Below are 21,066 nucleotides of genomic sequence, written 5' to 3' on the forward strand. Positions count from 1 at the left end.
ACGAAAGAGGAGGAAACAAATTGAGTATTGAATCGACATCACCTGCAGGCACTGTTTTAGTCACATATTCGCACAGGAGGGCTACTGTTGCAATGAACCGTCCAGAGGCCATGAATGCTTTAAATCCGAAAATGCTGCATGATTTTATTAATGCCCTTAAGGAAGTAAGTGAGAATGATGAAGTGGACGTCGTCATTTTAAAAGGGAATGGGAAAGCATTTTCCGCGGGTGGTGACATTAAGATGATGCTCTCGCCTAGAAAAGAAAACGCTTTCGATGAACTGATGGATGGAATCAGTGAATTGGTGACCACTCTATACTTCATGCCTAAATTGACCATCAGTGCCATTCATGGTGCAGCTGCAGGGCTTGGGTTGAGTATAGCTCTTGCAACCGATCATCTTATTGCTGATTCGGAAAGTAAGGTTGCGATGAATTTTATCGGGATTGGATTAATCCCTGATGGCGGCGGACACTTCTTCCTTGAACGTCGTCTTGGTGAAGTGGGTGCGAAAGAATTGATTTGGGAAGGTAAAGTGCTTACAGCGCTTGAAGCAAAAGAAAAGGGCCTCATTCATGAAGTGGCAGACGGAACCTTGGAACATGCGGTAGAGAAGAAAGTGCAATCATGGCTGCAAAGCCCGGTTCAGGCCATGATTAAAACGAAAAAGATCCTTAGTGAAAAAAATCGCCCACTATTAATTAAGATGCTTGAGATTGAAAAAGCTGCTCAGATGAAAATGCGCCAAACAGCGGACCACCAAGAGGGAATAAAAGCTTTCGTGGAAAAAAGAAAACCGAACTTCATCGGAAAATGAATGAGAAAGGCCGTCACGTAAATGTGACGGCTTTTCTGTATGTATTAAAAAGGAAGAAACGAGAAAAGCTTTTTCGGTGATTGCGCTTCCATTTTAGCGATGAAAAAGCAATAAAGCGCCTGAAGGTGATGTGCAGCGATGTGTTTGATCTTGATAGTTTTTTTCCTTTAATAGATTTTGTCCCAATTCTTTTGCTTGTTCATCATTCTCGGCTGTAAATGATTCATCCAATAGTTTTTCCCCTGACGGTTCAAAAACGGTTAATTTGTATATTCTGCTCATTTTCAAAAACTCCCTTGTCAAAAATAATACTGTCTTTTATCTAAAGCTAACTGTTATAAAAATTTTATCATTATCTGTCAATTTTGACTATTGTTAAGTGAGGGATATGTATTAAGACAGGGAATATTGATCAGTAGCTGAAAATCTTAAAAAATGATGGAAAATAAATATATCGAACTAATTTCATAGGTTTTCGAAAGAATGAAAACAAAACCTATTTATACTAGAGGAATTCTCTCTTTAAAATGAAAAATCATAAATGATATAATAAACCTGAGTAAAAGTGCATGTAGGAAGTGTATGGGTCGAAGGGGGATTTTTTGAATGACGGTAAAAATCGTTAATAATATCACTGAATTGATAGGAGATACACCTGTTGTAAGGATTAATCATTTAACAGCGGAGGGTGACGCTGAAGTATTTGTGAAACTTGAATATTTCAATCCGAGCCGGAGCGTAAAAGATCGGGCTGCCTTCAACTTAATTAGGCAGGCTGAATTGGATGGTATCATTCAATCCGGGGCCACGATCATAGAACCAACATCAGGGAACACAGGTATAGGGCTTGCTATGAATGCCGCGGCAAAGGGATATCGGGCCATTATGGTCATGCCGGACAATATGTCGAAAGAAAGAATCAATATCTTAAAGGCATACGGAGCGGAAGTTGTCCTCACCCCTGCATCTGAGCGGATGCCGGGAGCCATTCGTAAAGCTGAGGAACTCGCCGCAGAGATTCCTAATAGCTTTATTCCGCAGCAATTTGAAAACCAAGCCAACCCTGATATTCACAGAGTGACGACAGCAGTCGAGATTCTAGACCAAATGGATGGAAACCTGGATGTGTTTGTCGCTACTGCTGGAACGGGAGGGACGATAACCGGTACTGGTGAAGCCTTAAAGGAACATCTTCCGGATTTAAGGGTTGTCGTTGTCGAGCCTATGGGTTCTCCAGTTCTTTCCGGCGGAAAGCCTGGGCCTCATAAGTTAGTGGGTACGAGCCCTGGTTTTATCCCCACCATCTTAAATACAGAGGTATTTGATGAAATCGTTCAAGCGACTGATGAAGATGCGATTTCCACCATGAAGGATATGGCTTCGAAGGAAGGTATATTGATTGGACCTTCAGGAGGTGCCTCTGTCTGGACTGCCCTGCAGGAAGCCCGTCGTCTTGGAAGTGGCAAACGAGTATTATGCATTGCACCGGATAATGGTGAACGCTATTTAAGTATGGATATTTTTAAATGAGGAAAAAGACCGAATGCCGTGCATTGAAACAATGTTCACGCCATTCGGTCTTTTTCCTGTTGAATTTGCCCATACTGGAATAACTAGGTACCATGATGCCATATTAAAATAATAATGTATGGGAAAGTATGTTCTATTCATGTTAAAATTAAATGTGAAATGTTGATAGAAATCGAGGTGATACTTTTGAGTGGTGTGAAGTTCATTCATGCGGCGGATCTCCATTTGGACAGTCCCTTTTCAGGGTTGAAGGATATGCCGTCATCTATATTAAAGAAATTAAGGGAAAGTCCGTTTAAAGCTTTTCAAACTATCATTAATGAAGCAATTTCCCATCAGGTTGACTTTATCGTGTTATCGGGGGATCTATTTGATGGGGAAAATCGGAGTCTCCGGACACAGGTCCGCTTTCGAACCGAAATGGAAAAACTCCAGCAACATCAGATCCCTGCTTATATCATTCATGGTAATCATGATCATCTCAGCGGTTCATGGATTACTGTGGAGCTGCCGGATAATGTCCACGTATTTTCAGGGCAAACCGAAGTGAAACGGTTTGAAAAAATCGATGGGACGACTGTCCACCTTTATGGATTCAGTTATCCACGCCGTCACGTAAGGGAGAGAATGATAGAAACCTACATAAAAGCTGAAGGGGCCGATTATCATATAGGTCTGCTTCATGGGAATTTGGAAGGCAATTCCGAACATAGCCCATACGCCCCTTTTTCATTGAAGGAACTAACTGCTAAAGATTTCGATTACTGGGCATTAGGCCATATTCATAAGCATCAGGTGGTTTCAGAAGATCCGCTAGTGATATACCCAGGAAATATTCAAGGCAGGAACAGAAAGGAGTCTGGCGTTAAAGGATGCCTGCTCGTCGAATTCGACGGGGACATGAAGCGTCATTCCTTTATTGAAACCTCTAAAGTGATATGGGGAAGCGAAACAATTGAAATATCCGCAGAGGGTGGATTTGATGCCCTGTTCAAGCAATGCAAGGAAGTAATTGAACAGAAGGGTTACGATGGGAGAAGCTTTCTTTTGGAGTTGAAGCTGGATGCAGGTGACGCAGCAGCAGCTTCCGGGGAATATCTTGAAGAATTGACTCGGATCTTACAGGAAGAGGACCAAGGGGAATCATTTGTCTGGGTGTATAAAATCAAAGTCATCCAGTCCATGCCGATGATTAGGTCAAATGAAAGAATATCGCCATTTATGGCTGAGGTAACCAGGCTTGCTTCTGAATTTGATGATACGGAGGCTGCTCTGGCCCCGCTTTATATTCATCCGGGTGCAAGAAGGTTTCTAGATTCAATAGAGCCGGAAGATGAGAGGGAACTTTTGGATGAAGCGGAAAGATGGCTTTTGCAAGTTTTTGAAGCGAATAAATGAGTGTAGGGAGGAGGAACGGATTTGATTATTAAAGACCTCCATGTTTATGGTTACGGCAAACTGGAAAATCAGCGTTTTCCTGAATTGGGACAGCTGCAGATTTTCTTTGGGGAAAATGAATCGGGAAAGTCAACCATCATGTCCTTCATTCATAGTATGCTATTTGGATTTCCGACAAAGGTTCAAAACGAACCGCGTTACGAGCCCAAAATGCATGCCAAATATGGGGGAAGGCTCAGTCTCATAACAAAAAAAGATGGGGAAATCGTTATTGAACGTGTGAAGGGAAAAGCTGCTGGTGATGTAAAATTGACTTTCGAGGATGGAAGGGTCGGCGGAGAGGAAGAATTGAATGAGATTCTCCATGGAGTTGATAAAAACTATTACCAAGCCATTTTTTCTTTCGATCTTCAAGGTCTGCAGGGTTTACATACGCTAAGTGAAGGGACCATGAGTAAATATCTGCTTTCAGCTGGGCTGATTGGGAATGATAAACTTCTTGAAGCCGAAACGAAATTGCAAAAAGAGCTGGATTTAAGGTTCAAGCCATCAGGCCAAAAACCTTTACTGAATGTGAGATTAAAAGAACTTAAGGAATTGCAGAAAAAGGTGAAAGCATCAGAAGAAGAACAGCAGTCATATACGGGATTGCTTCAGGAAGAAGCAAAACTTAAGGAGGAGCTCTCTAAAGTCACGGAAGATATTCGAGAAATTGAAGAAAACCTTGTTAACGTGAGTACTTTTTTGCGAATTAAACCATTGGTTGAAGAACAGGGGGAACTTGAAACAGAAATAAGTAAAATTCCGGAAGTGAGTTTTCCTGTTGATGGCTTAAAAAGACTTGAACAGTTGCAGGCAGTTGGAATGCCCATGAAAGCCCAACTTGCCGCACTGACAGAGAAAATGGACAAACTTGAAGGAAAACTTACGGAAATCGAAATCAATCCGTTCATCAAGGAGCATAAAGAGCAAATTGAACATGCAATCGATCAAGGAACATTGCTAGAGAAGCTGGAGCTGGATATAAGAAAAGCGGAACACGAAAGGCTGTTGGAAGAAAAGAATATCGAAAAGGTGAAGCAGGAATTATTCTTGGATGTTACTGATGATGAAATAAGAAAACTGGATATCAGTACATTCATGAAGGAAAAGGTGAAAAGGGCCGAGAGGGAAAAGCATCAACTCCAAAATGATAAAAAACAGCTTGATGAAAAATATGGACTGCAAAAGGAAAGTCTGGAAACGACAGAAGCCCGCTTGAAGGAGATAAAGGCCCAGTTACTGCCAGATGAAAAAAGAATTGAGCTGGAGTCCTTATACAACAAGCAGAATAACATCGAATTTGAAGCAGCACAATCCCTTATTCTTGATGAACAAATACTCGAACTTGAAAAACAATTGGCAATACAGAGGAAGAAGGAAGCGCATAATCGCAAACGTTCACTTTTCATGAATGGCAGTTTAATAATACTTCTTTGTTTAGGTGCGATCGGAAGTTATTTCAGTGAACAGATTTTGTTGGGGATTACACTTCTAGCCGTGGCTGTTCTGTTTGCGGTTTCCAGGTATCTCTTTAAAGGTGATGATATATTGTCCGGATATATCAGGCAATTGGATGAGATGAAAAGGAAAAGGGCTGCAATTGGGAGTGAAACCAATAGTGGGGGTGAAGGAGAGTCGCTGGGACGGTTGCTTGAAATGGACCACCGTCTTCAAAGGCGGTTTGATAGTGAAAGGTTCAAATATGAAGAAAGAGAGGAAGCTTTTGAATCGACCATTCAGGAGTATGCTACTTGGGAAGCTAGCAGGGACCGATTGGATAAAGAAGTTAGGAGCATCTTAAGTGGTTGGGGTCTGTCTTATCCCGGAATGGAAATCAATCTTGAATCTGTATTTGAACTTCTTGAGAAATGGAAGGAAGCCGTTGATAAGAAATATGAAACAATCAAAAGGCACAATTTTCTGCATGCAGAATTTGAGGGTAAATCGATGGCATTATTTCATTTTGCACACAGCCTCTATTTTGAACCATCCACATGGCGGGAAGCGATTGGCATATTGAAACGGGAAATGAATAAATCCGTTGAATTCTCCGTTCAACTAACACAATGGATGCAGGAACGGAGTCGTTTGACGAACGAAATCGAGCAGTTGACGATGGAAAAAGGCTATCTTGATGCAGAAATGGAAATGCTTTTTAAGTTAGCGAAGGTCAATGACGAGGAAGAGTTCAGGCAAGACGCTGCATTGTCCGAAAAGAAAATCACTATACAAAAACAGCTTGATTTGATTTCCATTCAAATTGGGCAATCCAGAATGCTGCCTGAACAAATCCAGGCTTACCTAAAGCAGGGGATCAACACGTATACATTTGAAAATTTAGAACGGAAACGGAAGGATTCTGTAAAGGTGAAATCACTTTTATTAGAGAAACAGGTGGATGCGAAGCATAGGATAAAACAGCTTGAAGTTTCGGGGATTTATGATGAATTACTTCATCGTTTTTATGAAGAAAAAGCTGCTTTTAACGAAGAGGCGAAGGAATGGGCGAAATTGGCAATAGCCAAAAGCTTATTGAATAAAACCTTGGACCGATATAAAAGGGAACGCCTACCGAAGGTCATCGCTGATGCCGAGCGGCATTTTTCCTTTTTAACGAATGGAAGCTATCGTAAAATCATCCTTGATCAGTCGGGAGAAGGAATTTGGGTACAGCGCAGTGATGGCTTAAGTTTCAGGGTTGAAGAGGTCAGCCGCGGGACAGCAGAGCAAATTTATGTTTCCCTAAGGATCGCACTTGCTGATCATACTTTTGAAAATGATTCGTTCCCGCTCATCATTGATGATAGTTTCGTCAATTTTGATGCGGAAAGGACAAAACGGATGCTCGAGTTATTGAAAAAAGTTTCGGAAAAGCGGCAAATTTTATTTTTTACATGTCACCGATATATAATGGAGTACTTTAGCGAAAATCAAGTGATTAGTCTATCCAGCCCCATATTGCTCCAAAATATGAATGAATTGATCATTCCCGAAATATAATGGGTTTTAAACTTTAAATAAAGAGAGTGAAGTCATTGAATATGAATGAGTTTGTAAGCCACCATGATCCTTGTTTGGAGTTAATCATCGAAAAGGAGTTTCCTGGTAAACGATGTGTTGGGGGAAAGTATTCTGCCAAAGGACATAGCATCACTTTATATAAGAGAGATATCGAAATTCAGTGTGAACGCTCCCTGGGCTCGCTTGCAAGGCTTGAGGAATATACATGGGTGATCCTCACACATGAGATGGGCCACGCATTAGACCCCGAACTTGCTGTGCTTAGTGAGGAGCTATACAATACAGGAAAATCAGAAATCCTGTATCAAATAGAGGTCAATGCATGGAATATTGCAGAAGGATTAATTCCTTTTATCGTTCAGGATTTATTTACCTTCATTAGGGATGAATCCCTGGAACATTGTACGAATCGCCTGCTGGTCGGTTAAAAGGCTCTCCACATGGAGGGCTTTTTTTATTTCGGCTAAATGTAGTTTGGAAATTCCGATATGGATTGCGCGGTGGGGGAGAATGGACTATTGAATCGTTCGGAAACTACAGGAAGCGGTAAATGATATGGCAATTTAATATAATGTGCTAATTTTTTTACATTAATGTTTCCAAAGGAAGCTTCATATCTTTAATGGAGTATTCTCTTTAATGAATCATTTAAGCGGAATGAGACATGGAGTTTTGGGCTTATATTCATTTTTAAGATTGACAGTGAGAATCATTTTCATTAAACTGGTATTATTAGACTAAAAGGGGAGTATTTTAATGCGACCAGCTATTAACACACAGTCTTTATCGCTCGGTTATGGTGATAAATTAATTATAAATGATATGAATATAGAAATACCCAAAGGTGAGATCACCGTATTCATTGGTGCCAATGGATGTGGAAAATCAACATTGCTAAGGTCGGTTGCCCGATTGTTAAAACCTCAATCTGGCTCAGTTTTGCTCGAAGGTAAAGCGATTTCAACCATGTCATCGAAGGATGTAGCAAGAAAGATGGCGATTCTTCCACAATCCCCGGTTGCTCCTGAAGGACTTACAGTCTATCAACTTGTTAAACAAGGAAGATACCCTTATCAAAGTTGGTTGAAACAGTGGAGTTCCTTGGATGAAGAAAAAGTTCAAAAGGCGATTGAAGCAACGAACCTGACCGATTTAAAGGATCAGGCAGTTGATGAATTATCGGGAGGCCAAAAGCAACGGGCATGGATAGCAATGACTCTGGCTCAGGATACAGACGTCATTTTGTTGGATGAACCGACTACATATCTTGATATGACCCATCAAATCGAGATTTTGGACTTATTGTTCGACTTGAATAAGTTTGAAAACCGAACGATCGTGATGGTGCTTCATGATTTGAATTTAGCTTGCCGTTATGCGGATAATCTAGTAGCACTTAAAGATGGGGCGATACATGCGCAAGGCCGGCCAGAGGATATCATCACGCCTGAATTGGTACAGCATGTATTCAGCATGGAATGTCAAATTTCTTTTGATCCGATTTTCGGCAGTCCCATGTGCGTCCCGTTTGGTAAAGGACGCTACGCCCAAAGGCATGTAAAAGCGCTGGCCAATGCATAACCTCACACCATCTATTGAAAAAGAGCTGCAAAGATATCGCATTTTCTTTCGAGATGAAGCCAAAGTTTCCAAGACCTTCAATCAAGCTGATGAGCTTATTCAGTATGCACAAGCCCGGACTGGGGCGGAAACGTCAAGGATAGCAATTTCAATGTGGTTCAGACGTTATGCTTTTTTTGTCACGGCACAATTTTACATGTTAAGCAAACATCGGCTTATCTGGGAAGGCACACTTCAAGACATTGGCGTTTTGGATGATCCAGAAGATAAACATTGGCTCCCGAATTTTTTGCTGAAAACTAACAGGTGGAGCAATGTTACGGAAGAGAAAAGCCCTTCTGCCCTCCATTCCATATTAAGCAGCTTTGGTGCTGATGCCATTCGCTTCTTTTCCGGAACTGCTAAATTATCGAAGCTTGTACTCTGGGAAAATATTTGGAGCTATACGGTATGGATGTATAGTGAGTTACTGAAGGAGACAGATATAAAGGCGCGAGTTGAAAAGGACATTGAAATACTGCTTGCAGATGAAGTATGGCTGAATATTGAAACGCATTCTCCCTTTAAACGATTCATTGGGGAAAAAAGTGTTCCGGCGTCCATGAATCCTTATAAACGGGTGACATGCTGTTTATATTACCGAATTGAGGGCCAGGGAAAATGCGCGTATTGTCCAAACAAAAACTGTTGAAATAGATTTAATTGGAGAGCCAGGCTTGGGGTCAAGCCTGGTTTTCTTGTGGAGTGATAAGAGACGGTCAGCTTAGGCTTTTCTCGTCCATTGTCTATCACTTATTAACGAAAACTAAACGCACTAACGAGATGGGTATGTTATAATGTTGATATTTAATTGAACGGAGGCAGTCGCATGGGAAATGGGATCATACACTACGGAATTGGTGAAGTAGTAGATATATATATGTACATTAAAACGAGCACAAAAGCGGTGGCAAGTAATGGAAAGCCGTTTTTAACATTGATTTTGTGCGATAAAACTGGGGAGATCGAGGCAAAGCTATGGGATGTTTCCGAGACTGATGAGAAAACATACAGTGCTGAAGCTACGGTGAAAGTTCAAGGGGAAGTCCAGAATTATCGAGGACGCAGCCAATTGAAAATCCGTAATATTAGAATTACTTCAGATGCTGATGGGGTCACGAAAGCCGATTTAATTCAAACGGCCCCTTTAAGTCAGGAAGAAATGATGGAAACCATCACTCAATTCATTTTTGAAATGAGGAATCCGAATATCCAAAGGGTGACTAGGCATCTCATTAAAAAATATCAGAATGAATTTCTGACGTTTCCTGCTGCCACCAAGAACCATCATGAGTACATGTCGGGTCTGGCCTATCACGTTGTATCTATGCTAGGGCTGGCTAAGGCCATTTCAACCCTATATCCTTCGCTCAATAAGGATCTTTTGTATGCAGGAGTCATTCTGCATGACCTTGGAAAGGTACATGAGCTATCTGGACCTGTTTCGACTGTTTATACAGTGGAAGGGAACTTGTTGGGGCATATCACCATCATGGTAAATGAAGTCGGTAAAGCTGCAGAGGAATTGGGCATTGAAGCGGAAGAAATCATGATTCTCAAGCACTTGATATTAAGCCACCATGGTAAAGCTGAGTGGGGCAGTCCCAAACCGCCAATGGTGAGGGAAGCGGAAGTGCTGCATTATATTGATAATATGGATGCCAAGATAAATATGATGGACCGGGCATTGGAAAAAGTGAAACCGGGTGAATTTACGGAAAGAGTCTTCGCGCTCGATAATCGTTCATTCTATAAGCCAACATTTTAATAAAATATGCTTCTTTCTCGATGGAGAAAGAAGCATATTTTTTTTATTCGCGCATATTCTCTAGTAAATGAATAGTAGATTTTTTGGGAGGGAATGGACATGCCAATTTGGATCTGGTTCGTGTTTATTGGGATAATTGTCAGTGCAGTCATGTCAATTTGGACAGCTAGACAGGAACGCCTCATAGATGATGCATGGATTGAGAAGGAAGGTCAGAAGTACATTGAGCGCATGGAAGAAGAGCGCGAGAGGCGTAAAAAGGATATAAATCAGGGAGCATAGCTCAAATGATAAAAAAAAGCGACAGGCAAGTCCTGTCGCTTTTTCCTATTCAATTATTTTTCAGCCTTGGTTGCGTCACCGGAAGTGATGGCATCTTTTAGATCTTCATCTTTAATCTTCACGTCCGCTTTTTTGACTTCTGAATTCAAAATATCCTGAACTTTAGTTTGGTCAATTTGAGCAACTTTCAAATCATATTCAAGATCTTTTTTCATATCTTTGTATGATTCTTTTTCTTTTGTATCAAGAAGTTGGATGATGTGGTAGCCATAATCAGATTTAATCGGCTTACTGATTTCATTCTTCTTCATTTTGTAAGCTTGTTCTTCAAATGCAGGAACCATTTCACCTTGACCGAACCAGCCTAGCTCCCCGCCTTTTTCAGCTGTGCCTGTATCTGTTGAATATTCTTTGGCAAGTTTAGCGAAGTCTTCGCCTTTGTCCAATTTAGCTTTAACTTCGTTGGCTGTTTTTTCGTCTTCCACTAGAATATGTCTCGCTTTGATTTGTGGTTTATAGTCTTCATAAGCTTTTTTCACATCAGCTTCTTTTACTGTAATATCGGCAACGGCTGCTTTTTCTTGAAGCATGCCGATTTTAAGTGCACGTTTAAGATCATCTTCGCTCTTATATCCGGAAGAGGCTAGGGCCGTTTCGAAATTTTCACCCATCTGCTCTTTAAGCTCGTCCGTTTTAGCTTTAACTTCCTTATCGGTTACTGTATATTTTTCAGAAAGAACTTTTTCATAAACAAGTTCCTGAAGAACGGTTTCACCATAACGGTCTTTCATTACATTGTAAAATTCTTCTTTAGTTATATCCCCCGCTTTAGTTTCCACGACTGCTTCCTTGTCGCTGTTGCATGCTGTAAGTCCGATCAGCCCTGCAGTAACAGCAATCGATAATGCCCACTTCTTCATAAAAACAACTCCTAGTTTTAAGTTTCTGATTTGATATTTTTCGTATTTCCACAAAATTAACTATAACATATTCTGGTTACTTTACAAAAAATAATATATTGGTGTATGAATAAGATTTTTTTGAAAAATGGGTGTACGCCTACCCAGATAATAAACCATTACATATGATAAATCGAGGACAACAAAAGGAGGTAGCAAAATGAGTAATGGATTTAACGGAGGTTTCGCTTTGTTAGTGGTGTTATTCATATTATTAATAATTGTAGGATCAGCCTGTTGCTAATCGGTTGCAAAATTAATAATGGAAAGAGCCCACTCCTTTTGCCATGGAGTTGAATAGGATAGGGTAGCCGCTCAACAAAAAGACGAAGTGATTATCAAGCTTAGAAAGGATTGGATTCCTTTTGGCGGATTTAAGGGTGTGCATGAAATTACAATTACTTAAGAATGGAAAGGAGGAAGATCAATGTCTGGAGGAATAGGTGGAGGCTTTGCTCTAATTGTCGTTCTTTTCATCCTGTTAATCATCATTGGAGCTTCTTGGTTATAAACTCATAAACAAAAGGCGAAGCTAATTGCTTCGCCCTTTTTCTTTATGTGGATAATGCTCCGGGTATCACCATTGTATGTAACAAATGACGGCATCATTTGTTGCTCATCTCTACGTATACAAAATTTCAATATAGGAGGATAATAACATAATAGTAATTAATACATTAATGGTCCTGAATACTTTAGGCTGCCGGTCTTCAGCAATTTCCTTTTGAATGCATAAAGAGTTTGTCATTCTATTAATATTATAAAGGATCAAAATAGCAAAAATAATAAACCAGAACGAGATCAAAACCTAAAATCCCTCCTTGCAAAACATCATGTATAAATACGATACCAAATTATAATGAAAAAAGATACCTAAAAATCTTATTAGGCATCTTTATGAATAAATAAGAAATCACTTTTGAATAAGTATATCGTATCCTTCGAGATGTTCCTCGATAAATGAATTCCTTGGGGAACCAACCAGGTTTTTTATATAAATAAAATCCGATACGCATAATCCGGTGTGCAGGGATAACAAAATAGTGAAATAATGGAGATAATGTGGAAAACTAAGGGCACAACCAATCAATATGACAGACATAATGAAGAAAGGCAACACAAGAGTAAAGAGATAAAGATGCTTTCGAATCGGATAATGCACATTGACTTTGCATGTAAGCACAAGGTTCCACTTCAAGGACCAAGAAGTTTTTACTTTTTTACATAATAATCGTAAAGGTAGATAGTGTAATAGTTTGTGAACAGGATATAATAAGAATAATAGGCTAAAAAATACCATTGTTTGATCGCCATACAAAATAACATGGGTTGAAAAGACACTTAATAATGTATAGATCAGAACAAAAGACATCAATATAGTAAAAACTGAAAAAAAGATCAGACGGCAATTCCCATATTGTTTTGCCACGTCAATTGTTTTCCACGAATTCATTTCGAAATCAGCCCTCCAAAGCTGTTGAATATAATTACATACATTACGATGAATTGGTGGAAAAAGCAATGAAATTCTTGGATTAAGTTCAAGATAAAATCACTTTAGTGTGTAAGTATGCTAATGGCGTTTAAGTCCAGGTTTTGAAGGGATCAGGCGGATTACTGAGTGTGAACAATCAAGAATTGGTTATAAGCCTATTATGTTAAATTGAATGATCGATTGGGGATTAGTGATGTATGAAAAATATAAATGAAGAAATAGAAATACTCCGTTTTCATCAACGGCTTTTATTAAACCTGATACGAAATTCGGAGGCAAAGTTGGACTATCTGTTTGTGGAAAAAAATTTCACGAGGCAGGAAGCGGAAGAATTATTGGAAACATGTGATATCTTGAGCAAACGCTATGAAATAGAAAAAGCGGAAGGGTATATGAACTTTCGACCGCTTTTTAATCAATTTGAAAGAAAGGTTAATCCAAAAATAACCATAAAAGAATGCATTGATGCATGCCTTTCACAAGGTTTATATGTATCATTCATGAAGGAAATGGATAGAGTATGAGATTAGACTGGCTCAGTTTCTTTCTCTATCTTTTTTTTTGTAATTTTACCCTCCACGTCAGTAAACTCCTGATCGATGTTATCGAAGGATCGTTCAAAGATTTGCATGAAATCCTCACCGTAGATATTACGGATGATGGCCATCATTTCGATCATATCCGGAAACTTACCATAAAGCTCACGCAGTGGAAGTGCACCTGAAAAAGCAGAGTTCTTGCTTGGGTCGTATGTCTCCATTAAATCAAGTAGAATTTTTTCACCTTCTGCTGTGATCTCTATATACGTATTCCTTTTGTCATTTTCTTTTTTTGAAAATGTTAAGTACCCGCGTTCCTCTAATTTTTTTGAAAAGTTAAATGCCGTAGAAACATGCATGACCCCAAATTTTGCAACATCAGAAATGGAAGAGCCATTAAGATGGTAGGCAATCCAAAGAATATGGTGCTCATTGATATTTAAATCATAGGGCTTGATCCATTGCTGCCAATCTTTTTCAATCGATTTCCATAATGCTTTGCTTAATTGTGCAATTCGTTGACTAAAAATCATTGCTTCTTTCATAGAATAATTTTTATTCTGCATATTATGGGCTCACCTACTTATAAGATTCTATATATTTATTATGACAATAAAATAAAAATTAATAAAGATAAATATTTGCAAAATTTTTAGAAAATTTTAGTTTTTTTAATGAATTCTCCATTCTTCTCCAATAAACCATGTAATTTATTGGGAAAAATGGAGAATCAAGCTTGTGTGACTATGTCACTATTAATTTTTGGAAGAAGGGGCGGCCGCTTCCAATTCTTTTAATGAATTTTCAATTTCTTGAACGTTCTTCAATAATTCATTCTTATTGGGTTCGATTTCCCGCTTCCAGTTCTCGATGACGACCTGAACATCCGAAATGAACGTTTTTACCGTTTCTTTGCTGATTTGTGAAGCTTCCATCGTGTCATCCTTAATATTTAGCATCTTTACCTTTAATTCATCAATTGTATTCTTAATTTCGTCGGTATTCGTTTTGATGCGGTTTCGTAGGTCTTTACCTGAACTTGGGGTTGAAAGTAGGGTTGCCGCACCAGCTACTACTGTTCCGGTCAAAAAGCCAATTAGTAATGATTTTGCTTTCATTAGGATCACCTCATTTTATAATATGTTTTCGCTTTCCATGGTCGGAATCCCTGCTGAAAAAAGCATCAATTGGAAATTATGATAAATAGGGAGAGAAATACTATTGATATCAAAATACCATAATTTTCATCCTTATGGAAGAGTATCGACCATTTTATCTTTATATCACAAAAATATTTTTTTAAACTTAAAGAGTAAATATATAATATTTAAAAATAACTTGAAGCTTTAATAATAATGCTTCATATAAAGGGAAGAGCAGCATATAGATAATAAAAACAAGCTGTCGGAACATGGATGGCACTGGTGGGTTAATAATGAAAATCATTTTTTTATTAAGCCTGGTATGCCTGTGCGGAATGGGGTATTTTCTAAGGCAAGCAAAAACTCCTGGCATCTATCCGCCTAAAAGGGTGCTCCAGGCTAGGGCCTTCGCTATGGGTCTCCCCGGGGTTTTACTGCTTTTCATTTGGTTTATGTGGATATTGATTCATTGATCCTTGGAGGATGATTCTGACTAGAATTCCAGATTCATAAGATTGGAAAAAAAAGCACCGGACATTCCGGTGCTTTTTTAGGTATGATGATCCTGCTGTTAAGCATTAATGGGTATATTTGATTTTCTTACGATGCCGTTCACAATTGGATAAATGATGACCATCGCAACTGTATTTAACAGTACGGCAGGAAGTACAACAGCGCCGAAAAGTGCAACGAAAGGCCCTGGAAGGGAAACGATATAATATGCCGAACCAAGGAAGACAGCGCCGGAAATCATTGTTCCTACTGCAGTCAAGATACTAACGGTGACAACGGATGTTGAAAACTTCTTAAGACTGATGAATAAAAGGTAAAACAGAAAGGCTGTTGCCATTTTGTCTATGATATTTGGAATCTGTCCTCCAGGAAATGTAGTTGTCATTGCAGAGATGGCTCCAGCAGCCAGGGCGACAATGAATACATTCTTCTTCGCGGGAAACAGGGTAATCGCCAAAAACATCATCAACAGCATCATATCCGGTTTCATTCCAAGGAAGAATCCAGGTACGATAAAATGCAGGGCAGCCCCAATCCCGATTAATAGGGACAGTGACACAAGGGTTTTCGTTTTCATTTACTCATCTCTCCTATTCTCATCTCAACTAACATCTTTTCTTCAACAATGCACTATTGCCTGTTGCAAGAAGTTTAAAATAGTATATCATAAGACCTATTTTTTTAGAAGTTATATTTGTTTGAATTAAAGGGTTTTAGCTTCCTTCGCTTTATACGATTCCTGGAATTTTTTCATGAAATCAGCAAGGTCCTGGCAATGGGATAGAGGGACCGCATTATAGATGGATGCTCTGCAGCCACCGATGGAACGGTGACCGTTCAGTCCTACGAATCCGGCTTGCTTCACTTCTTTAAGGAATTGTACTTCAGCTTCTTCAGATGGAAGCGTGAACGTTACATTCATTAATGAACGGCTGTCCGGTAAGGCATGGCCTTTATAAAAACCATCACTGCCGTCGATGGCATCGTAAATGACTTTTGCTTTTTCTTCATTGATTTCAGCGATCTTTTCCACGCCGCCCTGTTCTTTTGCCCAATCCAATACAAGGGACAATAAGTAAATGGCCAATGTCGGAGGAGTGTTGTATAGAGATTGATTTTTAGAATGGATAGAATAGTTCATCATGGATGGTATTTTGTCATTATCCGTTATTAAATCTTTACGGATGATAACGACTGTGATTCCCGACGGACCTAGATTCTTTTGTGCACCTGCATAGATGATGCCGAATTTACTAATATCAATCTTTTTGCTGAGAATATCACTTGACATATCAGCTACTAAAGGAATGTTGCCTGTTTCCGGGAATTCCTTCCACTGTGTTCCATAAATCGTATTATTGCTTGTGATATGAAGATATGCAGCATCATCATTAAATTTGATGTCTTCCACTTTAGGGATGAACGTATATTTTTCATCTTTGGATGAAGCGACTACGGCCGTTTCACCAACCTTTTTGGCTTCTTTTAATGCTTTTTCCGACCAAGAACCAGTGAGGACATAATCTGCCCTTTTTCCGTCATTCAAAATGTTCATGGGAATCATGGAAAATTGTAGACTTGCTCCTCCTTGCAGCAGGAGAACTTCATAATTTTCAGGAATTTCCATAAGGTCTTTTAATGATTGAATGGCATGGTTATGAATTTTTTCGAATTCCGAACTTCTATGGCTTAATTCCATGACGGACATACCGGAATCCTCAATATTCAACCATTCGTTTTGGGCTCTTTGTAAAACTTCTAAGGGAAGGGCGGCTGGCCCAGCGTTAAAATTACGTGCACGTTTCAATTTTTTTCCTCCTATACGACTATGTGATAAAGTATTTGAGACTATTCATATATCCTACCAGAAAACTAAATTCAATAGGAGGAAAATTTAGAATTTTAAGTGACAATCTGTTTTAATGATCGGTCAAAGTAAAAAGGTCCTGCACTTTGAGTGAGGACCAAACCGGGATTATTGTTTTTTCATGCAACCAGCGTTTAGCTAAAGTTCAATCGCCGATTCTTTTAAAAAGATATAACGAAAGGAGAAAGAAACCTTCACAGGCAATCACAGTCTCATTTTAAATGCTGTGCAATGGAGTCAGCGATTTGTTTCAGGTCATCTGGTGTATAGTCGCTGGTATTCGTTTTCCAAACAGCCCCAAAGCCGTCTCCTTCCCCATGCCGAGGAATTAAATGCATATGAAAATGGAAAACGGACTGTCCTGCAGCTTCACCATTATTATTTAAAAGATTCAGGCCTACGGGTTGGAATTCCTGCTTCATGGCGCGGGCAATTTCCGGTACCACTTCAAAAAGATTCTTGGCAATCTCAGGTGTTAACTCATAAAGATTTTCCTTATGTACTTTAGGTATTACCAGCGTATGGCCTTTTGTTACTTGACTGATATCGAGAAAAGCCAATACATGTTCATTTTCGAAAACTTTCGTACTTGGAATTTCCCCATCGATTATTTTGCAAAAAATGCAATCACTCATTAAAAACGCTCCTTTAAAAGTTAATGTATTTGGTTAATCGTACCATAGCTTGAATCCTTGAGAAAAGGAAAAATCATAAAAACAGGATGCAACATTAAGTTGCACCCTGCCTGTCGAAAAAGGGGGTTTTGCTTCAAAATTCGCATTAGCATAAATTCTCTGCGACAAACACCTCATCTACATTGTAGTAAAATATGGTTATTATCTGATTAGAGATTTTCCATTCAAAGCAACCATCTCCTATATCTTTAAAGTTTCATCAACTTTCAAAGCATAATTGATAATTATTGAATGATTTTTCTGCTTTTACGTGCAAGAGAACCATCTCCTTGCTCGAAACGATTTTTTTTTAATGAAGCTTCTGGTTTAATTCAGTTATACGTCTTTAACTGACACCTCATTTACAATATGATGTGAATCATTTGTAATCAAACTTATGGGTATTTCAGTGTAATACGTCTTTAACTGACACCTCATTTACAATATGATGTGAATCACACGTAATGACTAACCCCTTCTTCCTTATATATGATGACCACCAAGCCGGGAAAATATAATTAGTTATTTATGGAAATTTTGTTTCGGGTACACTCGACTATATAAAAGCAGGAGAATTTGATAAAATGGAAATAAGAACCTCTATATAGAAAGGATTGTTTATATGTCCTTATTGGAAATAAAGCAATTAGTGGGCGGATACACGAAAACGCCCGTTTTAAAGGGAATAAGTTTTGACATTCAACCGAATGAGCTAGTAGGGTTAATTGGGCTTAACGGGGCTGGGAAAAGTACGACGATTAAACATATCATCGGACTCATGGAGCCGAAAGGCGGAAGAGTCTCGATTCATGGTAAAACACTTGCCCAGGATCCGGATACATATCGTAAACAATTCACTTATGTTCCTGAAACGCCAATCTTGTATGATGAGCTTACACTTGAGGAGCATTTAAAGCTTACGGCAATGGCACATGGTTTGGCGGAAGCAACATTTAAAGAAAGGATGGACGTTCTATTAAAGGAATTCCATATGGAAAAAAGACTTAAATGGTTTCCTGCCCATTTTTCAAAGGGAATGAAGCAAAAGGTCATGATTATGTGCGCCTTTTTAGTACAGCCATCTTTATATATCGTCGACGAACCCTTCGTGGGTCTTGATCCATTAGGCATTCAATCCCTGCTTGATTTGATGAGGAAAATGAAAGAGAGCGGAGCGGGAATATTAATGTCTACACACATACTGGCGACAGCCGAGAGGTATTGTGATTCATTTATCATACTGCATAATGGAGAGATCCGGGCAAAAGGCAATCTTGAGCAGCTTCGTGAACAATTTTCCATGCCGGGTGCAACTCTTGACGATTTATACATTCAATTGACGAAAGAAGAAATCGGTCATGAATAGTCAAAATCTCTGGAAGGAAAGATATTTAGGCTATATAAATGAAACGCAAAAATATCTTCGCTATATTTTTAATGGCCATCTTGTTTTTGTCATGGTATTGGTTCTTGGTGGTTTGGCTTATTATTACAGTGATTGGGTGAAGACGTTAGACAGCGATTTCCCTGCTGAATTGATCATGGCCTTTGTTTTATCGATCATTGTAACCAGAAGCCCGATAAATACTTTTTTGAAAGAACCTGATACGGTATTCCTGCTTCCGCTTGAAACGAAGTTGAGAAGCTATTTCAAGAATTCACTGATATTAAGTTGGGTCATGCAGGGTTTCATTCTTCTGGTAGTCCTAATTGCATCTATACCGATGTATTCGAAGGTTACGGGTGCTGGAGGTACGGACCTTGGAATCATCCTGGTCGTTTTGCTTATTTTGAAGTTCTTGAATTTAACCATGCGCTGGCAGGTGTTGAAATATCAGGATACATCAGTGAGCCATTGGGACTCGCTCATCCGCTTTCTACTTAATGGAGTGATTCTTTATTTCATCTGTTCAAGGGCAAATATACTGTTTTTACTTATAACATTTTTAATATTGTTAGCACTTTACATGTATTACCGAAGTGCAACTAAAGGTTTTGTGTTGAAGTGGGAACGGCTGGTGGAACTGGAAAACAAACGGATGAATTCTTTTTATCGAATAGCGAACATGTTTACTGATGTTCCTCATTTGAAAGGGAAGGTAGCCAGAAGGAAATGGATGGACTGGTTATTATCTTTCATTCCGTATGGTGAAAATTCAACGTATACCTATCTTTACGCCCGTACTCTTTTGCGATCCAATGATTATGTGGGACTTTGTTTTCGCTTGACTATCATTGGGTCCGTGATTTTAAGTGTATTCACTAACATATGGGCACATTTGATTGTAACGTTCATGTTCCTATTCATGACAGCCCTGCAGCTGCTGCCGGTTTGGAAGGCTCATGAATGGAAAGTATGGGTCTCATTGTATCCATTGCCAGCAAAAATGAGAGAATCTGCCGTCATAAAGCTAATTTCCTATTTCTTATTATTTGAGGACCTGGTCTTCAGTTTGGTCCTGCTAGTGAAAGGGGAATGGATGTCCGCTTTAGCCGCCTTGGCAATGGGGCTTGCTTTCTTATTCGGTTTTAAAATTTATGCAGCAAAGAAAATTAAAAACTTTTAACCAGAAGCTGATTTTTCATAAAATCGGCTTTTTCTTTTAAGAAATGAAAATTGAAAATAAAAGCTTCATAGGGGGTATATACATATTTAACGGAGGTGTTAAATGATGGATGAATATGGACAAAAGGCATTATCGGAACTAGTATCATGGAAAAAGAAAGTAGCCAAGAAATCCGGCAGACTTGAGCGGATGTCCAAAAAGGCGCAAATCAAATTGAATAGTTATATTCCAGACCGAGTGCACAAAATGATTACTGATAGTATTAAAGGGATGATAGAGGCCGTATTATCAGGTTCTAAATATATGTCTAAAGAAAAAAATGTAGTGCTTCTATCCTTGCAGCAGAAAGAAGAATGGGTTGCGGAAACTGTAACGGCATATCGGAAAACGGCCGTTATAGAAGGTGTGGGAACCGGGGCGGCAGGTCTTTTAATTGGATTGGCAGATTTCCCATTACTGCTTAGCATCAAGATGAAGTTATTATTCGAAATATCCCGTATATACGGTTTTGATCCAAATAAATATGATGAACGCCTGTTCATTCTCCATATCTTCCAGATGGCATTTTCAAGCGAGGAAAAAAAACTGGAAACATTACGGGTAATAGAAGAATGGGATTCAGGTAAATGGCCGGAAATAGACTGGCAAGAATTTCAGCAGGAATATCGCGATCACATCGATGTCATCAAAATGTTCCAGCTCGTTCCAGGTTTTGGGGCAGCTGTCGGTGCATATGCCAACCATCATTTGTTGGAACATCTTGGGGAGACGGCTGTAAATTGTTACCGGATCAGACTTCTTAAAGAGTAAAGGGACGGGGATAACCCGTCC

At 39.2% G+C, this 21,066-nt stretch carries 23 protein-coding genes; 15 read left to right on the top strand and 8 right to left on the bottom strand.

The features are described from left to right. Positions 1-20 precede the first annotated feature (20 nt). Positions 21-818: an enoyl-CoA hydratase gene (locus tag NYE63_RS06295; RefSeq protein WP_342604510.1), complete on the top strand. Its 798-nt coding sequence runs from the start codon at positions 21-23 to the stop codon at positions 816-818. Between the two features lie 93 nt (positions 819-911). Here NYE63_RS06295 and NYE63_RS06300 read toward each other — a convergent pair whose 3' ends face one another. Next, positions 912-1,100, bottom strand: coding sequence for a YhzD family protein (locus NYE63_RS06300; protein ID WP_048677954.1), 189 nt, complete (start codon positions 1,098-1,100; stop codon positions 912-914). A gap of 324 nt (positions 1,101-1,424) precedes the next feature. On the opposite strand from NYE63_RS06300, the gene cysK reads away from it, so the two are divergent. From cysK to NYE63_RS06340, 8 genes are all read left to right on the top strand, one after another. Beyond that, positions 1,425-2,348: a cysteine synthase A gene (gene cysK / locus NYE63_RS06305; RefSeq protein WP_342604511.1), complete on the top strand. Its 924-nt coding sequence runs from the start codon at positions 1,425-1,427 to the stop codon at positions 2,346-2,348. A gap of 195 nt (positions 2,349-2,543) precedes the next feature. Next, positions 2,544-3,746: a DNA repair exonuclease gene (locus tag NYE63_RS06310; protein WP_342605694.1), complete on the top strand. Its 1,203-nt coding sequence runs from the start codon at positions 2,544-2,546 to the stop codon at positions 3,744-3,746. A gap of 21 nt (positions 3,747-3,767) precedes the next feature. Then, a complete protein-coding gene (locus NYE63_RS06315) occupies positions 3,768-6,788 on the top strand; it encodes an AAA family ATPase (RefSeq protein ID WP_342604512.1) in 3,021 nt (1,006 codons plus the stop codon). 41 nt (positions 6,789-6,829) lie between these two features. Next, positions 6,830-7,237 (top strand): hypothetical protein, encoded by a 408-nt coding sequence (locus NYE63_RS06320; protein WP_342604513.1) that lies wholly within the window; start codon positions 6,830-6,832, stop codon positions 7,235-7,237. Positions 7,238-7,565: 328 nt separating this feature from the next. Then, a complete protein-coding gene (locus NYE63_RS06325) occupies positions 7,566-8,390 on the top strand; it encodes an ABC transporter ATP-binding protein (protein WP_342604514.1) in 825 nt (274 codons plus the stop codon). After that, positions 8,383-9,081 (top strand): (2Fe-2S)-binding protein, encoded by a 699-nt coding sequence (locus NYE63_RS06330; protein ID WP_342604515.1) that lies wholly within the window; start codon positions 8,383-8,385, stop codon positions 9,079-9,081. The genes NYE63_RS06325 and NYE63_RS06330 overlap by 8 nt, the downstream gene beginning before the upstream one ends. 177 nt (positions 9,082-9,258) lie before the next feature. Further along, complete coding sequence (gene yhaM, locus NYE63_RS06335) at positions 9,259-10,197, top strand: 3'-5' exoribonuclease YhaM (protein ID WP_063232262.1); 939 nt, start codon at positions 9,259-9,261, stop codon at positions 10,195-10,197. A gap of 93 nt (positions 10,198-10,290) precedes the next feature. Further along, positions 10,291-10,479 carry a sporulation YhaL family protein gene (locus NYE63_RS06340; protein ID WP_048677962.1) on the top strand — a complete coding sequence of 63 codons (189 nt, stop codon included), beginning with the start codon at positions 10,291-10,293 and terminating at the stop codon, positions 10,477-10,479. Positions 10,480-10,532: 53 nt separating this feature from the next. Here NYE63_RS06340 and NYE63_RS06345 read toward each other — a convergent pair whose 3' ends face one another. Beyond that, a complete protein-coding gene (locus NYE63_RS06345) occupies positions 10,533-11,399 on the bottom strand; it encodes a peptidylprolyl isomerase (protein ID WP_342604516.1) in 867 nt (288 codons plus the stop codon). 199 nt (positions 11,400-11,598) lie between these two features. Between NYE63_RS06345 and NYE63_RS06350 the strand changes: the two genes are divergently transcribed. Continuing rightward, positions 11,599-11,682 (top strand): YjcZ family sporulation protein, encoded by an 84-nt coding sequence (locus NYE63_RS06350; RefSeq protein WP_081112840.1) that lies wholly within the window; start codon positions 11,599-11,601, stop codon positions 11,680-11,682. A 183-nt stretch (positions 11,683-11,865) separates the two neighbouring features. Continuing rightward, positions 11,866-11,949, top strand: coding sequence for a YjcZ family sporulation protein (locus NYE63_RS06355; RefSeq protein WP_061462016.1), 84 nt, complete (start codon positions 11,866-11,868; stop codon positions 11,947-11,949). A gap of 111 nt (positions 11,950-12,060) precedes the next feature. Here NYE63_RS06355 and NYE63_RS06360 read toward each other — a convergent pair whose 3' ends face one another. Then, positions 12,061-12,243: a hypothetical protein gene (locus tag NYE63_RS06360; protein ID WP_034314696.1), complete on the bottom strand. Its 183-nt coding sequence runs from the start codon at positions 12,241-12,243 to the stop codon at positions 12,061-12,063. A gap of 887 nt (positions 12,244-13,130) precedes the next feature. Between NYE63_RS06360 and NYE63_RS06365 the strand changes: the two genes are divergently transcribed. Continuing rightward, a complete protein-coding gene (locus NYE63_RS06365) occupies positions 13,131-13,457 on the top strand; it encodes a DUF1878 family protein (RefSeq protein WP_342604517.1) in 327 nt (108 codons plus the stop codon). Positions 13,458-13,459: 2 nt separating this feature from the next. Here the strand turns inward: NYE63_RS06365 and NYE63_RS06370 are convergent, their stop codons facing one another. From NYE63_RS06370 to NYE63_RS06390, 5 genes are all read right to left on the bottom strand, one after another. Beyond that, complete coding sequence (locus tag NYE63_RS06370; protein WP_034314691.1) at positions 13,460-14,038, bottom strand: HTH-type transcriptional regulator Hpr; 579 nt, start codon at positions 14,036-14,038, stop codon at positions 13,460-13,462. A gap of 189 nt (positions 14,039-14,227) precedes the next feature. Continuing rightward, on the bottom strand, positions 14,228-14,590 hold the full coding sequence (locus NYE63_RS06375; protein WP_342604518.1) for a YtxH domain-containing protein: 363 nt from the start codon (positions 14,588-14,590) through the stop codon (positions 14,228-14,230). Positions 14,591-15,185: 595 nt separating this feature from the next. After that, on the bottom strand, positions 15,186-15,704 hold the full coding sequence (locus tag NYE63_RS06380; RefSeq protein WP_342604519.1) for a tryptophan transporter: 519 nt from the start codon (positions 15,702-15,704) through the stop codon (positions 15,186-15,188). Positions 15,705-15,830: 126 nt separating this feature from the next. Next, complete coding sequence (serC, locus tag NYE63_RS06385; protein WP_342604520.1) at positions 15,831-16,934, bottom strand: 3-phosphoserine/phosphohydroxythreonine transaminase; 1,104 nt, start codon at positions 16,932-16,934, stop codon at positions 15,831-15,833. 272 nt (positions 16,935-17,206) lie between these two features. Further along, positions 17,207-17,629 (bottom strand): HIT family protein, encoded by a 423-nt coding sequence (locus NYE63_RS06390; protein WP_063232254.1) that lies wholly within the window; start codon positions 17,627-17,629, stop codon positions 17,207-17,209. A gap of 661 nt (positions 17,630-18,290) precedes the next feature. On the opposite strand from NYE63_RS06390, the gene NYE63_RS06395 reads away from it, so the two are divergent. The 3 genes from NYE63_RS06395 (at position 18,291) to NYE63_RS06405 (ending at position 21,045) form a co-directional block, all read left to right on the top strand. After that, on the top strand, positions 18,291-19,034 hold the full coding sequence (locus tag NYE63_RS06395; RefSeq protein WP_342604521.1) for an ABC transporter ATP-binding protein: 744 nt from the start codon (positions 18,291-18,293) through the stop codon (positions 19,032-19,034). After that, a complete protein-coding gene (locus NYE63_RS06400; RefSeq protein ID WP_342604522.1) occupies positions 19,027-20,235 on the top strand; it encodes an ABC transporter permease in 1,209 nt (402 codons plus the stop codon). Before NYE63_RS06395 ends, NYE63_RS06400 begins: the two co-directional genes overlap by 8 nt. Positions 20,236-20,340: 105 nt before the next feature. Beyond that, the gene (locus NYE63_RS06405) at positions 20,341-21,045 is read left to right on the top strand and encodes an EcsC family protein (RefSeq protein ID WP_342605695.1); all 705 of its coding nucleotides are present in this window, start codon (positions 20,341-20,343) and stop codon (positions 21,043-21,045) included. Positions 21,046-21,066: the final 21 nt, after the last annotated feature.

Origin of the sequence: Peribacillus sp. FSL E2-0159 (assembly GCF_038643155.1) — a bacterium.
Taxonomy (GTDB): domain Bacteria; phylum Bacillota; class Bacilli; order Bacillales; family DSM-1321; genus Peribacillus; species Peribacillus simplex.

Excerpts from the sequence above, each read along its gene's own strand:
- NYE63_RS06405 (WP_342605695.1), top strand. The coding sequence starts at position 20,341 with ATGGATGAATATGGACAAAAGGCATTATCGGAACTAGTATCATGGAAA.
- yhaM (WP_063232262.1), top strand. The coding sequence starts at position 9,259 with ATGGGAAATGGGATCATACACTACGGAATTGGTGAAGTAGTAGATATA.
- NYE63_RS06350 (WP_081112840.1), top strand. The coding sequence starts at position 11,599 with ATGAGTAATGGATTTAACGGAGGTTTCGCTTTGTTAGTGGTGTTATTC.
- NYE63_RS06400 (WP_342604522.1), top strand. The coding sequence starts at position 19,027 with ATGAATAGTCAAAATCTCTGGAAGGAAAGATATTTAGGCTATATAAAT.
- NYE63_RS06355 (WP_061462016.1), top strand. The coding sequence starts at position 11,866 with ATGTCTGGAGGAATAGGTGGAGGCTTTGCTCTAATTGTCGTTCTTTTC.
- NYE63_RS06330 (WP_342604515.1), top strand. The coding sequence starts at position 8,383 with ATGCATAACCTCACACCATCTATTGAAAAAGAGCTGCAAAGATATCGC.
- NYE63_RS06340 (WP_048677962.1), top strand. The coding sequence starts at position 10,291 with ATGGACATGCCAATTTGGATCTGGTTCGTGTTTATTGGGATAATTGTC.
- NYE63_RS06365 (WP_342604517.1), top strand. The coding sequence starts at position 13,131 with ATGAAAAATATAAATGAAGAAATAGAAATACTCCGTTTTCATCAACGG.
- cysK (WP_342604511.1), top strand. The coding sequence starts at position 1,425 with ATGACGGTAAAAATCGTTAATAATATCACTGAATTGATAGGAGATACA.
- NYE63_RS06370 (WP_034314691.1), bottom strand. The coding sequence starts at position 14,038 with ATGCAGAATAAAAATTATTCTATGAAAGAAGCAATGATTTTTAGTCAA.
- NYE63_RS06345 (WP_342604516.1), bottom strand. The coding sequence starts at position 11,399 with ATGAAGAAGTGGGCATTATCGATTGCTGTTACTGCAGGGCTGATCGGA.
- NYE63_RS06320 (WP_342604513.1), top strand. The coding sequence starts at position 6,830 with ATGAATGAGTTTGTAAGCCACCATGATCCTTGTTTGGAGTTAATCATC.
- NYE63_RS06300 (WP_048677954.1), bottom strand. The coding sequence starts at position 1,100 with ATGAGCAGAATATACAAATTAACCGTTTTTGAACCGTCAGGGGAAAAA.
- NYE63_RS06380 (WP_342604519.1), bottom strand. The coding sequence starts at position 15,704 with ATGAAAACGAAAACCCTTGTGTCACTGTCCCTATTAATCGGGATTGGG.
- NYE63_RS06375 (WP_342604518.1), bottom strand. The coding sequence starts at position 14,590 with ATGAAAGCAAAATCATTACTAATTGGCTTTTTGACCGGAACAGTAGTA.
- NYE63_RS06325 (WP_342604514.1), top strand. The coding sequence starts at position 7,566 with ATGCGACCAGCTATTAACACACAGTCTTTATCGCTCGGTTATGGTGAT.
- NYE63_RS06390 (WP_063232254.1), bottom strand. The coding sequence starts at position 17,629 with ATGAGTGATTGCATTTTTTGCAAAATAATCGATGGGGAAATTCCAAGT.
- NYE63_RS06395 (WP_342604521.1), top strand. The coding sequence starts at position 18,291 with ATGTCCTTATTGGAAATAAAGCAATTAGTGGGCGGATACACGAAAACG.